A 13895-nucleotide genomic window follows, 5' to 3' on the forward strand; every position below is an offset into this window, starting at 1 on the left:
ATGGTTAATGCTTACTAAATTTTTTAGATATAGGATAGCCTTAAATAGTTTAACCAGTTGAGAAATTTAATGATCAATATTTTTCTTAAAGAATGCTTTGAATTCTTATCAGGCTTTGCGAAATACCAAGGGTGCTTTAGCGGAAATCTAAACGCATATTATACAACGATTGACTTGACGTAAAAGGGTCGTGGAACTGCGACCCTTTTTTTGATTACTTATTGTAAGGCCGACAAACTTCAAAATTATAACGGTTATGTTTTTTGAGATATATAGATATAAACTTATTGTTGAATTCGTATCATCTCCATGGTAGGCTAGTGTCTGACAATCCTCCGGATTAGGTATGGTCGTTCAGTTGTTTACAGTGTTCCAGCTTGTATCCAACACATTGTGCTGTAAATGATCGCTATGTATGTTACAATGGCGGTGTAATTACCGGTGAATATTGCCTTCCGCAAGACCAATGTCATTTTTTAAGACGCTGGTCCAGAGTTGATAGCCTTTACGGCTAAGATGAAGACCGTCGGCAACAAAATATTCCGGATCCGGTCGATCACCGTCGGCCAGCATAGGTGTGAATATATCTACCCAATGCCAGTTGACATGCTTGCTCTCTATAACTGCAGATATCAATTCGTTGGCATATTTAAACTGTTCAATCAGTCCCCATCTTGCGAGACTTGGCTTCAGGGAAATAAAATAACAAGGTATGGAACCATATTTTTCCGCTACCCTTTTTGTTAAATATTCAAAAGATATGGCGATCTCTTGCGGGTGACGTCCATCAGCGAGATCATTATCACCTGCGTAGACAACAATTCTATTCGGCGTGTAATCAGTGAGAATACGTTCAAAAAACCAAGCACAGGCAGCCAGCGTGCTACCACCGAAACCAAGATTAACAGGGTTCATATCCTTGAAATCTTCAGCCAGTTCTGTCCACTGCCTTATAGAAGAACTTCCATAAAACACAGTTTCAGGCTGGTAATTCAATGATGCGCGCTGCATTTCTAAAAGTTGAATTTCATCTTCGTACCAAAGCATATGAATCCGGTTAAATTCCAAACCTAATTAAATGATTTCTAAAATCTGCATTTGAGACCGATTCTCATGCAAAGGATTTATGAACACCCATTGTGAACGACCAGCAGTTGTCAAACAGCAATGCCTATATTTTAGCTTTTGTATAAGGAGTCCTTTCAAGCAATTAATTTTTACAAATTGTAAAAATATTAAAGTTTTAATTTATTTTAGATGTGTCAGAAATCCTTTGTCCAAGTCACCATTTTCCTCTTATAATATTTATATATGATTGATCAGGTCGTAACCGTAATTATGTTTTGCCAGGCCGAATTATCAGCGTGCTCATTGTATTGATCGGTTTGGATATTACCTTAACCATCGATCAGTTGAGAAATTGTTTAATATTCAAATAATAAAGGCTATCAACACACTCAATTATCAAAATTACATACAGCAAGTAACGTGTACGCGCGAAACGGCAGAAGCTGCCAATTGTAATTTCAATCTCGAAGTGCAAAGCTTCCTTCGGAAATGGGTTATTCGTTATCAAACTGAAATGCCGCTCCGGTTCGATCAGTCGCTGGAGGAGTACTTGTCAAATAATGCTTTGCGAGATTTTTTCTTACATTCAGCTCATCCACTAAAGCAATTATTGCAAGAGGGATGTATAGCACGTCATTTGGTTAGAGGTATAGACCATGTCCATTTTGATCCGGTGAGTGGGGATCCACTATTTGCGACGGCCGAACAGCGGATCTACAACCTTGCTCACCGGATAGACAGTGAAAACATGCACGTGCCGTTCCGTTCCGTACAACCTGCAAAGCAGACCGAGGCCGGGGACATTGCAGATATTTCCACCTATCCGCCTGAATCAGACCGCTTACGATATAATAGCGGCAACCACTTTGCAAGCCGTCCGGCTAATAACAACGTATTCGAAGAGAACAGTAAAAAATGCGTTGTCAAGTCTGCCGGTAATGTGCACGTCGTTTTTGAAAAGGGTTACCTGGAAGAACGCCTGCATGAAGTGAAACAGTGGATGGTAGAGATAAATCACACGGGTGTCGATACCTGCCAGTATTTTGTGATCTGTAGCCGCCATTCGCCTAAAGAGGGTCACTTCGGTGCTTCGTTGCTCATCATGGACCCGGTAAACCCTCATTTCCCGATACGCGTATATGTTTGTGACACTTTGCTTAAGGATCTGCCCCATCACCCCCGATGGTGGAACCATTTCATAACCGAGTACTCCAATGTTTTTGGGGATGCAATTGGTGAAGTTATAGAAGACCTTTCACACCCTTTACAGAAAGTGAATGTCAAAAGTGATATGCCGTATAGACACGATTGGGATTGCCCCTATTATGTCACGAGCATGACCGAAGCCTTGGCTGATCTGTCGCTTGCCGATCCCTATCTGTTGGCGAGCGGAAGCTTGAAGGAAGTACACGATGCGATGAAAATTTTGATGCCGGATTATTACCTGGCTGACCAAAGCATCAAAGAACGCGGAGAAATTAAATTTGTCAATCTTATGAAACGCTGGAATAGTGGAGTAAAAGTGATCAGAGATCTGTTGACAGATGTCAGGGACAACCTATCTCTCGAGTTGTAATATTTAATTAATTAAAATCATACTTATTATTAATTAAGCGTTTTAATGGGTCGTTGATATCACAGCTGAATCTCGTACTATATTGTTAGAAGCAGAGCTGTCATCTCATTTCGCAGATTGATAATTGTAGGCGATTAAAGATTTAGGTCGTTTCATCAAATCAGCATTTGGCCGCGGAATATATTCGGTGAAAATCAATGCCTTGTTGGAATAAGTTACGCAAAAATCATCTCCGCGATGTGGTCCCAAATTGTTATCCATATAATCTTCACAAGATTTCGAAATAAGATTATTAGGCGTCATTCACCACTGCGTATGAGTTGACATGAGTTCGCTGGCAAGGCGCTTCTTATCCTGAATTCTCTTAATCAGTTATTAGGAAAGCCCGTTGATAGTATTTACTTGACTCGGAATCGGGTAAACCTAAAACAAATGAACACCATTGTCACGACATTAGTCATTTTGCATATACAATAAAATTATATAACAGGTTAATATTTTAGTGACATTAATTGTAGAAAAGACAATAATCAATACCCTATATTGGTGGCATTATTAATCAAATGAAAACTAACCCCTATAGCGTTCAGGCATGCCGTTGCGGCGCAGCCAAGGCAGATGTCGTCAGAGTAAAAAGAAATTTTATAATGCGGTTTTTGCTGTTTTGGTTGCCACTAAAAAGGTACAGATGCATGCGTTGTCTTAAATATTCCTGGAAAGTTGACTAATTGCTGATACCTGTATATCGCTAAGCAGTTGGTAAATTCATCACTTTTTGCTTTAAAATCATAGTCAGTGAGTACAGCTCACTGACTGTAATGTGCATCCTGCTATATCATTACCACTCCAGCGCCTTCTTGGTAAGCGTATCAAAATATATATCCGATAATGTGCACCAAGCGTATTGCCATTGAAAGTGTCTCTATTTTTAATTTAATGCCATTCTATAACTTACATTAAACTCAAAGCTGTCATCCACCCTATCTGACACTTTAAAAATTGAGTAACATCCACTACAAGCTCGATACGGTAACGGATAGCATTTTTTCAAAACCCTCGAGAAATGGCCAATCTTGGCATTTGACAAACAATCTCAAAATTTCTCCTAACAAATCCACATTTAAAAGCGTTTCGTTATGGTAATAAAATTTACCTATTTAGAAATTCATCGCAGCAAAAATGAAAAAACTGGAAAACCCGGCCGGCAAGTATCCTGCCCCTCCGTTTGATAGACAACCTCAGGAAGTACCTGGCCTCGCTTCTAAAATGAAACCGTTGCCGGATCATGGCGAAAAAAGTTATAAAGGATCCGGCAGACTTGAGGGTCGCAAAGCGCTGATCACCGGCGGCGACTCAGGCATTGGCCGTGCCGCAGCAATAGCTTACGCCCGCGAAGGTGCCGACGTAGCCATCAACTACTTGCCTGAAGAACAAAGCGATGCCGACGAGGTGATTGCTCTGATCAAAGCGGCAGGGCGCATTGGTGTCGCGATTCCTGGAAATATAACCGATCCTGAATTTTGTAAAATATTGGTATCCACAGCGGTTGCTGAATTAGGCGGGCTGGACATACTGGTTAACAATGCAGGCAGGCAACAGGCAAAAGATTCTATTCTGGACATTACTGAAGAAGGGTTTGATGCTACCATAAAAACCAATATTTATGCCCCGTTCTGGATCACTAAGGCAGCTTTACCGCACTTGCCAGAGGGATCGGCGATCATCGTTACCACCTCTGTTCAGGCATATGATCCATCAGAAAACCTTTTCGACTATGCACAAACAAAAGCTGCCAATGTAGCCTATGTTAAGTCGCTGGCTAAGCAATTAGGCCCTAAGGGTATCCGCGTGAATGGGGTAGCTCCTGGTCCGGTGTGGACACCATTACAAGTTAGCGGTGGCCAACCTCAGGATGCTATAGAAAAGTTTGGAGCAGTTACGCCTTTGGGTCGTCCCGGCCAGCCCGCCGAATTGGCTTCTATTTTTGTTCAGCTGGCTGACGCTGAAGCAAGCTTTGCCACAGGCCAGGTTTATGGAGCAGCAGGTGGTAACGGCCATCCGTAATCAAGAAATAGACAGCATTTAACCGGGCCGGAATCCGGCCCGGTACTTTTAGCCGATAACATTGTATGAAACAACCCCCTATCTCTTCACTGGCAGTGATCAGTGATCGAAACGCGTGTGCATTACTTGACCGTGAAGGGACGATCAGCTGGTATTGCCCGGGTGCGTTTGACCACGACGCTGTTTTTTCAAGCCTTATCGATCAAGACAAGGGGGGTTACTGGCAGATCAACTTTTCTGATGGTATCTTCCTCAACAGGGCATTTGAGCAAAGAAGCAGTATTTTGTACACCTATCTTCAGGTGAATAGCCAACAAGTTAAATTTATCGACTTTATGCCGATGAATTCATCATTTAAAGGCATCTGCAGAAAGATTTCCAGATCACCCGTGGCGTTTTCCGGAGAACTTTCCCTGAGATCTGACTATGGCTTACAGGCTACGGATGCGTTACAAACCCAAGCGGAAGTGATACATTTTCCGTCGAAAAATCTTTGGCTGCATAGCTCGCACCCTATCACTTTAGAAAATGATGTCATTCATTACCACGTTACAGCGGGGGAAAGCTCATGGGCTGCGCTTACGGACTGCGAGCAACTGACCGAGCCAGACATTGATGAAGCGTTGCAGCTAACGCGTGAAGCGTGGATAAATATTGAAGCACACATAAATTACGAAGGTCCTTTTGAGCGCGAGGTACAAAATTCGCTCCGGGCACTGCAGCAAATGGTTTACGAACCTACAGGTGGTATCATCGCTGCCCCTACCACCGGTCTCCCTGAAGTAATTGGTGGTAGAAGAAATTATGATTACCGTTTTGTCTGGATGAGAGACGCAGCCCTGATCACTTCATCCTTGGTGGGATTGCAAACAGATGGGAAGGTTGAAAGGTCCTTTATGTCATTCGTATCCGGTGCAATGCGCAAAAATGGCCAATCGCATGTTTCCTGTTTTTATGGGATAGATCAAACTGTCCGAAAAAACTTCAAATATCTTTCTTTGGCGGGTTATCAGGACAGTCGACCTTTAATGACCGGCAACACGGCAGCAGATCAGTTCCAGCTCGATGCGGAGGCGAGTATCCTGCTCGCGTGCGGAGCCATCTATGCAAAAACGGATGAAAGGCCTGAATGGGAAATTGTCGAATCTATTGCGGATTACATTTGCAGAAACTGGGAACGCAAGGACAACGGGATTTGGGAAGAAGAACAAGTGCAGCATTATACATCAAGCAAAGCGCTTGCAGCACGGGCACTTGAAGTGATGGCTCCCTATCAAAATAACCAGGAAACCGCAGAACGTTGGCGATACAACGCAGGTCTGATCAGAAAATTCATTAACGAAAATTGCCTCACGAGCTATGGCGCACTTGCGGTTCATGCAGGTTCGGAGGACGTAGATATTGCTTGTGCCTTACTGGCTCCTTTTGGCTTTGCTAAAGCAGACGACAAATATTTAAAAGCAACGATTGACGCTATTGAAGAACGTTACAGCGATGGCAATTTGTACCGCCGCCATTTACAGGAGTTTGACTCAAGTCAGGAAGGTGTATTTCTTGCAGCAAGCTGCTGGATGGCCCACCACTATGTACTGGCAGGCAACCTTGATAAAGCGAATGCCATACTTTCCGCGGTACAAAACTGCGCAAATGACCTCGGTTATTTCAGTGAGGAGTATGACACCGAAAACAAAATCATGCTCGGTAACTTCCCGCAGACCTTTGTCCATTCATCTTTCATCTGTGCGGTAAATGCGCTTGAAAACGCCGTGCGGTAATGATCGTGACGGTCTATTATTCTTATAACCGGAGAGAGCCGATGAGGTATATGCAAACAGTTTTGTGCATTAAGATTATTTAATCACCGACGTACTGCACCTCGATTAATTAATTATTAGCTACTAACCAATAATTTATATTTTCAACCAATTTACACTGCCGACAGCAAAGGAATGGTAATTTTTTCTTAACGGGATGCTATAAACCTGATTTTTTCTGCAGTAAGCTTACCACATCTAATATCTAATAGAAGCTATAATTGGTGCGCAAATTCAAATTTACGGCTGTACATTGCGTAGTAATTTTTATTACATTTATTTTTTTCCTGATTATATCTTATGAAAATAGCTTAAATAACAAAAGCTATGTCATGATTTGTGAAATGTAACTGCGAGTTTTCGTCATGAAAAGGCCTTTTTACTTACTTACACTTGTACAACGCTAAATTTTCCATTTCTTGAGGTAGAAATAAATCACTTTAGGTAGCTATCGATATTGTCTTATGTGATAGATTATGTAATATGATGAGTCCAATTCGTCAAAGTGTAATTGTCATCAATATCAAATCATCTTTTGTTCACTTTTTCAGTGATGGATAAAAGAAGCTGTTTGTATGGGGTTTCAAATTTTATTATCCCCTCCGTTTCCAATTGCAAAGACACTTCTTCCATATCAATTCCAGCCTGCGCTTCTCCAAAATAGCCAGGGCATGTTCAGGTTGCTGTTCAAGCCTGTTTGCAGGCAGACCATGATCCTTAAAGGCGTCTATTGTCGACAACGGGACCGTATTGACGGTGTCTGGGCCAATTAGTTCTTCGACATAAACTGTGTCTTTAGTCTCTGGATTTTTGTTGCCAGTACTTGCCCAAAGCAGCCGCTGCGGTTTTGCTCCGGCTGCCGCTAGTTTCTCCCAGCGTTCGCCGCTGAAGATTGTTCGATAAAGGCCATATGCTGTTTTAGCCGAAGCTATAGCAGCTTTGCCTGTGAATTCAACCAAGCCTTTTTCTTCAAGCAAAGGGTCGACAAAAAGATCGATGCGGCTTAGGAAAAAGCTGGCCACAGAAGCAATCCTGTTGATCTTCTGTCCGGCAGCAAGTCCAAGTTCCAATCCCTCGATATAAGCATAAGGCGATTTCTTCATACCGTTCCAGGCCAAAAATGAGAGTGACATTTATATTAATCCCCTCACTAATTGCTTTTTTGATAGCAGGGAGACAAGGCAGCGTACCAGGAATTTTGATCATCACGTTCTTGCGGTCAACAGCCTGCCATAATTCCCTGGCCTGGGCAATCGTATTTTTTTCATCCAACGCAAGCAATGGTGATACCTCAAGACTGACGTATCCGTCTGCTCCATCAACTTCCTCGTTGTACACCGGCAGAAAAAGGTCAGCCGCCGCTTGTATGTCTTTGATGGCTAGTTGATAGAAAATATTCTCTGGATCAGCGTCAGATTTTGCGAATTCTTCAATATCTTCATCGTAATCAGAATTCGCACTGATCGCCTGCTCAAAGATTGCAGGATTGGACGTGACCCCCCGGATGCCATCTTCATCAATGAGGTTTTTGAGCTTGCCTGTACGCATGATCGCCCCGTCTATAAAGTCCAGCCAGATACTTTGTTTGAAATCAGTATGGATCATTTTGACCCGATTCAAAGTTGTTGTCATCGTTATATTCTTTATCCTTAATTAAGCGTTTCAGCCGGCATTGCTATCATCCGTCAGCTCCGTCGATGGGAAAAGAAGGCTTGTCCCGTCATCCATTTTTATCGTGATCGAGTCGCCTGTCGCATCGACAACTTCACCCTTGCCATCTGGCGTGATCACACCCTGACCTTTTAAAAAAAAGTGTTCATTCATAATTAAACGTTGATCAACCACCTGTTAATGGTATTCCGAATGCGGAGAGGGGTCTGCGTTATGTAGCAGTATATTACCCAATACTCAAGACGTTACTATTACAACTTAAAGGAATGTATAGAGTTTGCTAATTGGAATTTTTTATGATTGAAGGTCGACTATCATTCCAGTTGATTTCTAACCTAAAGTGATATTTGCAGTCATGAATTTTACACTCGGGGTGAAAATGGATTAATCAAAATAAACTTCCCCTGATAATAGAAGGATAATAGTACATCAAGCTTGTATATTGACTCACATTGTTCAGCCATATCAAACAATGTCGATCTCAAAAGCATACCATTTAAATCAACCATTTTCTGATAACAAAAGTTGTTTCGGTCTAACTTAAAAAATACGTTTCAAGTTATAATACTTTATATTTATCGCTTTTCGATTAATTTCAAGCATTCTCGGTCAGTCTCTTCACCGTTGTCAAAAAGTGAATAAGATCAAACGGTTTGGATATGACCGCATCACAGTCGTAATCTAAAGTTCTAACAGCGCTTTACTATCTGCTGAAAAAAGCATGATCGGTATATTATTAAGTTGAGCATTTGTCTTGATCTCTCTGTACAGTTCTCCGCCGTTGCCATCTCCTAACCGATAATCCAGGATCATAAGATGAGGTAAATACTGTTCTGCAAGTTGCATGAAACCGGGTGTAATTGTCCGCATTTTTAACATCTTAGTTTTGTATTTTAAAACACTTTCTGCTACTTCAAGTGAATCTGGGTTATCTACCAGCGGCGACAGACTGATTGATCAAATTCATGAATTTAACCTTAGTTATACGAAAATAAAGCCTGCTTACTATTTGTCGAATTAGTGATCCACAACCTTTGGCTATACCAGTGCGGGCATTCATACACTCATCTTTTTCATATCATCCATGGATCTCTGGAGTCAAATATTTCGGCTACCGCAGGGAGAATCTCTCGCCATCATTGAATTGCCTGATAGCGTCCTTAAATCAGACCTTACTTAATTATTAATTTAAATTATAATATGCGCTCTGACGGAGAAAACGTTCACAGGGCCACGATCAGCGTTATAGGCAGGGTTTTGAATGAACTGATAACCGAGGGATATCTTTAATGATGTATTGATCAGGGCGCTGTAATATGTTTCCAGGACGTTTTCAGTTTTGAAATCGGTTAGTTTCCCATCACCTATTATGAACCCGTAACCACCCGCAGCCAAATATGCTCTGTGCGAAGAAGAAATACCATTAACAACAGCTGCAATGCCAAATGTGTCATTTGGACGATGCCAGGAACGGCCGGACAAGTTGATGCCTAAACTGCCGCTTCGATCGATCTCCGTAAAAGCCCAGGTGGCAGTTTGACCATCATTCCAGCTACCACGAAAGAAAAATCCCAGGTCATTAGTCAGTTCCTGATCGCAATTGATAGCAAACCCATATTTAACCCCGCCGTATTTTTGACCGTTGATAACATTAAGTGAATCACTATGGTTGATGTAACCATCAATAACTTCTTTATAATTAGCAGCTTTGGAAACATTCCGGAACGCTAAAACACGCAGACTCCCTTTCCTTTTTCCAAAAACCATATTCTTTTGTACCTCTACCACATGGCCATGTGCCCTGCCATAATGGTAATCAAGATCAGGCCCGTTTGCATAGGTGGGAACTAACACAGTGCCAATCCGTACCGCCCAAGCCGGCGTAATGTATTCGATCACGATACCATCGGTATAACCTCTGGTGTTTGCGGGATAATCCCAGGCACCGGCACTCATTAATGACCAGTTCATGAACTGCGTGCGTGGATCATGGCTAAAACTGTTGTTATCAAACATATCTGCTATAGCGAACTTTCCGGCGGTGACCGTTATCCGCTTTAGTGGAACCAATTCTGTTATCTGATTAGCATCATCGCAGGCAGTATCCACTTCTTTACTCAACGCAATATGTTGCCTGTAAAAAAGACGCGCAAGATAAAGTGCCGGTGCTGAACTGCCGATACGAAAGGTTTCTCCGTTTGGAAAACCCGCTACCCCGACCGCGCTGCTGAATCCCCTGCCACCAGAAATTTCCGGGTTGAAATATATCGATGCTCCCTTCCACAACCTTGCTCCGATAAACATGGTTGATGTTAACGATAATGCCTCCTCAGCACCAGGTTGCAAACTGTTTCGGCCGCTGTATGGCGCGTGAAAAGCAGGATGACTTTGGTTTATCGCCGTCAGCTGGAAATGAAAATTGATGCGCTTTTTCAAGGTATCTGTCTGCTGAGCTGATACTGCAGTAACTGAAAAAAACAATATTGTTAGAAGTGATAATAATCTTTTCATTCTTTAAAAATTTGGGCAAAGCAGATCCATCATTCTTATTTAAGAACTTGCTTTACAGGTTAAATGATCTGTTAATTAATGCTGACGCTGCAAAAAGAAATGGTCTACCAAAACATTAAGGATCACCAGGATGATCATGGCTAACAACCACCAGCGCCACTTCGACTTTTTCTTTACAGCCATTGGTTAAATTTGCTAATAAACCAGTTTTTAATAACTTGAGTAAGTACACAATAGCTTAGTAAAATACCGATGAGCCAAGGGAAATAACTCAGTGGCAAGGCCTGTAATTTTAAAGCCGGCGCCAGAGGTGAAAATGGCAGCGCAATTCCAATAATCATGATCAGGCTTGTTAAAGCCACTACCGGGGCTGCGGCCCAGCTTTGAACAAAGGGGATCTTGCGTGTCCGGATCATGTGCACGATCAATGTTTGCGACAATAAACCTTCGATAAACCAACCGCTTTGAAACAAACTTTGATGCGACGGTGAATTGGCTTTGAAAAAGAAAAACATTACAAAGAACGTGGCATAATCAAAAATTGAGCTTATTGGGCCGATATACAACATGAATTTGCTGATACCCCGGGCGTCCCATTTTTGCGGCTTCTCAATAAAATCCTCATCCATACTATCCCATGGAATTGATGTCTGCGACAGATCGTATAAAAGGTTCTGTACCAGTAACTGGATGGGCAGCATAGGCAAGAAAGGTAAGAATGCGCTCGCGCCCAGCATGCTGAACATGTTGCCGTAATTGCTGCTGGCAGTCATCTTTATATATTTAATGATATTGCCAAAAGTTCGGCGGCCGTAGATCACACCCTTACGTAAAACCATCAGGTCTTTCTCCAGCAGGATAATGTCAGCGCTTTCTTTAGCAATATCCACCGCTGTATCTACCGAAATGCCTACATCTGCATCACGCAATGCAGCAGCATCATTAATACCATCGCCCATAAAACCTACGGTATGGCCTTTGGCCTGCAGCAGTTTTACTATTCGTGATTTTTGGATCGGGCTCAGCTTGGCTAATATGCTCGTCTTATCCAGTTGTTCAGTGAGTTCACCATCACTCAAGAATTCAATATCCTTACCTAAAAGGATACTTTGTACGGGGATACCTACATCTTTACAGATCTTGCGGGTGACAATTTCGTTATCCCCGGTAAGCACCTTAATTTCTACACCCAGTTTATGCAAACCTTCAATGGCTGGCTTGGCGGATGGTTTAGCAGGGTCTAAAAATCCGATGAACCCGGTCAATACCATATTGCTTTCATCGGCAACCGAATAGGTTAACGGACGTTTGTCATCCTCTTTGATCGCGATAAGCAGTACACGCAAACCCTCTTCATTCAATTTGCGGGAGGTATCTAAGATGATCTTCCGCATAGCTGCATCCATCAGCACGATCTTATCGTTTTCGATGTGCAGCTGTTTGTCTTCACCCGGATCAAAAGCGTGCGAGCACAGTTCCAGCATTTCCTCAACTGCGCCTTTGCAGATCAATAAATGCTTACCATTTTTTTCTTCCAGGATGACGCTCATTCGCCTGCGCTGAAAATCAAAAGGGATCTCATCTATCTTTTTGAAGTGTTCATCTGCATTTACACAACTATGGATTTCGGCGTGTTCCAGCACAGCAACATCTAACAAGTTTTTCAAGCCGGTTTGATGAAAACTGTTCAGGTACGCCCATTTCATCACTTCATCATCCTCATCGCCAAAAACATTCAGGTGCCTTTCCAGCACGATTTTGTCCATGGTGATTGTCCCGGTCTTATCAGTGCAAAGAATATCCATCGCGCCTATATTCTGGATGGCGTTAAGGCGTTTCACGATCACTTTGCGCTTACTCATATTTTTGGCCCCTTTAGCCAGGTTAGCGGTAACAATCATTGGCAGCATTTCGGGCGTAAGGCCAACCGTTACTGAGATACCGAATAACAGGGCTTCAAACCAGTTACCTTTGGTGAATCCGTTAACCAAGAATACCAACGGAACCATTACCAGCATAAAACGAATAAGCAACCAGCTTACTTTATTTACGCCTTTATCAAAACTGGTTTCAGTACGTTTCCCAGTAATGGCTTTACCGATACTACCAAAATAAGTGGCGTTGCTCGTATTTACAACGATGGCGCTGGCCGTGCCGCTCACAACATTAGTACCCATAAAACAAATGTTCTCCAGGTCAAGAGGCGATCTATCATTTGCATCTCCTATAGGATGCTCACGTTTCTCAAGTGGTAACGATTCGCCGGTCAACATCGCCTGGCTAACAAAAAGGTCCTTAGATTGGATAACCCGACAATCTGCCGGAATCATATCACCGGCACTTAAATGAACAATATCTCCAGGAACAAGTTGCCTGATGTCGATTTCTTTTATTTCCCCCTCATTACGCAGCACGGTTGCAGTGGTTTTAACCATACTTTTAAGTTCTTCCGCCGCCTTATTGCTGGTAAATTCCTGCCAGAAGCGAAGTAATGAACTCAGGCTGATCATCACGCCGACGACGATAACGGTTTTATAGCTTTTGTCTGCCGGGGCAGCGATCATTACATCGGTAATGAAGGAAACGATAGCCAAAATGATCAATACGGCTATGAATGGATTTAGAAATGCCTGGAAGAGCTGCACGTACCAGGCTGGTGCTTTTTCATGTTGGATCTCATTCAGCCCGAATTGTTTTCTTTTTTCTGTAATGTTGGCTGCGGAAAGGCCTTTTTCCCTACTATCCAGCATAGCCATGATATTATCGGCCTCACTTGCCGAAACATGCTGTAATTTATTGACAGCCATTTTATCCATCTCACTGGCGGGTCTGCCGTTTATTTTAGGGGTGATATTTTTAATGGTCATGATGTTGAACGTTGGTAATGGATGAATAAATTAAATTGGAAAACGAAGCTGATTACCTTTCTTTAAAAACTTCACTGATGAGATGATCCGGTATTTGCAGGGCAAAGCTGACACTATCCCGAAAGCAGAAGGTGGGAGGAAAACGGCGGTCAGGTAATAAAGTAGAATTGGCGGTTTTAGACTTTTTTGATTTAAACCTAACAAGAAGTGCTTTGGTTCTTTTCTCATTTTTGCGCATAACATTCGTTTTGTCCCGGTAAACCGGGACTGCGTCGAAAGAGCGGTCCGGGTTTACCGGGAGGTGTTTGTATTGATTTTTGTATA

At 42.5% G+C, this 13895-nt stretch carries 9 protein-coding genes; 3 read left to right on the forward strand and 6 right to left on the reverse strand.

All coding sequences use genetic code 11. From position 1 onward, the window contains the following. Positions 1–435: 435 nt before the first annotated feature. Positions 436–1047, reverse strand: coding sequence for a GDSL-type esterase/lipase family protein (locus FPZ42_RS06610; RefSeq protein WP_146269710.1), 612 nt, complete (start codon positions 1045–1047; stop codon positions 436–438). A gap of 769 nt (positions 1048–1816) precedes the next feature. Between FPZ42_RS06610 and FPZ42_RS06615 the strand changes: the two genes are divergently transcribed. The 3 genes from FPZ42_RS06615 to FPZ42_RS06625 all read left to right on the forward strand — a co-directional run bounded on the left by FPZ42_RS06615 (position 1817) and on the right by FPZ42_RS06625 (position 6483). Next, positions 1817–2644 carry a hypothetical protein gene (locus FPZ42_RS06615; protein ID WP_261382239.1) on the forward strand — a complete coding sequence of 276 codons (828 nt, stop codon included), beginning with the start codon at positions 1817–1819 and terminating at the stop codon, positions 2642–2644. 1179 nt (positions 2645–3823) lie between these two features. Next, positions 3824–4708 (forward strand): SDR family oxidoreductase, encoded by an 885-nt coding sequence (locus tag FPZ42_RS06620; RefSeq protein ID WP_146269711.1) that lies wholly within the window; start codon positions 3824–3826, stop codon positions 4706–4708. A gap of 65 nt (positions 4709–4773) precedes the next feature. Next, a complete protein-coding gene (locus tag FPZ42_RS06625) occupies positions 4774–6483 on the forward strand; it encodes a glycoside hydrolase family 15 protein (protein ID WP_146269712.1) in 1710 nt (569 codons plus the stop codon). A gap of 632 nt (positions 6484–7115) precedes the next feature. On the opposite strand, the gene FPZ42_RS19330 is transcribed toward FPZ42_RS06625, so the two are convergent. The 5 genes from FPZ42_RS19330 to mgtA all read right to left on the reverse strand — a co-directional run bounded on the left by FPZ42_RS19330 (position 7116) and on the right by mgtA (position 13571). Continuing rightward, complete coding sequence (locus FPZ42_RS19330; RefSeq protein WP_261382240.1) at positions 7116–7499, reverse strand: transaldolase family protein; 384 nt, start codon at positions 7497–7499, stop codon at positions 7116–7118. Further along, a complete protein-coding gene (locus FPZ42_RS19335) occupies positions 7492–8154 on the reverse strand; it encodes a transaldolase family protein (protein WP_261382241.1) in 663 nt (220 codons plus the stop codon). The genes FPZ42_RS19330 and FPZ42_RS19335 overlap by 8 nt, the downstream gene beginning before the upstream one ends. Positions 8155–8184: 30 nt before the next feature. Beyond that, positions 8185–8346 carry a hypothetical protein gene (locus FPZ42_RS19140; protein ID WP_186458701.1) on the reverse strand — a complete coding sequence of 54 codons (162 nt, stop codon included), beginning with the start codon at positions 8344–8346 and terminating at the stop codon, positions 8185–8187. A gap of 1035 nt (positions 8347–9381) precedes the next feature. Continuing rightward, positions 9382–10704 carry a carbohydrate porin gene (locus FPZ42_RS06640; protein ID WP_146269713.1) on the reverse strand — a complete coding sequence of 441 codons (1323 nt, stop codon included), beginning with the start codon at positions 10702–10704 and terminating at the stop codon, positions 9382–9384. 173 nt (positions 10705–10877) lie between these two features. Next, entirely contained in the window at positions 10878–13571 is a 2694-nt protein-coding gene (mgtA, locus tag FPZ42_RS06645) for a magnesium-translocating P-type ATPase (protein ID WP_146269714.1), read from the reverse strand. Between the last annotated feature and the right edge of the window lie 324 nt (positions 13572–13895).

The organism is Mucilaginibacter achroorhodeus (genome assembly GCF_007846095.1).
Taxonomy (GTDB): domain Bacteria; phylum Bacteroidota; class Bacteroidia; order Sphingobacteriales; family Sphingobacteriaceae; genus Mucilaginibacter; species Mucilaginibacter achroorhodeus.

Bases quoted from the DNA above. Each gene is read 5' to 3' on its own strand.
- FPZ42_RS06610 (WP_146269710.1), bottom strand. From the start codon at position 1,047: ATGCTTTGGTACGAAGATGAAATTCAACTTTTAGAAATGCAGCGCGCA.
- FPZ42_RS06615 (WP_261382239.1), top strand. From the start codon at position 1,817: ATGCACGTGCCGTTCCGTTCCGTACAACCTGCAAAGCAGACCGAGGCC.
- FPZ42_RS06620 (WP_146269711.1), top strand. From the start codon at position 3,824: ATGAAAAAACTGGAAAACCCGGCCGGCAAGTATCCTGCCCCTCCGTTT.
- FPZ42_RS06625 (WP_146269712.1), top strand. From the start codon at position 4,774: ATGAAACAACCCCCTATCTCTTCACTGGCAGTGATCAGTGATCGAAAC.
- FPZ42_RS19335 (WP_261382241.1), bottom strand. From the start codon at position 8,154: ATGACAACAACTTTGAATCGGGTCAAAATGATCCATACTGATTTCAAA.
- FPZ42_RS19140 (WP_186458701.1), bottom strand. From the start codon at position 8,346: ATGAATGAACACTTTTTTTTAAAAGGTCAGGGTGTGATCACGCCAGAT.
- FPZ42_RS06640 (WP_146269713.1), bottom strand. From the start codon at position 10,704: ATGAAAAGATTATTATCACTTCTAACAATATTGTTTTTTTCAGTTACT.
- mgtA (WP_146269714.1), bottom strand. From the start codon at position 13,571: ATGACCATTAAAAATATCACCCCTAAAATAAACGGCAGACCCGCCAGT.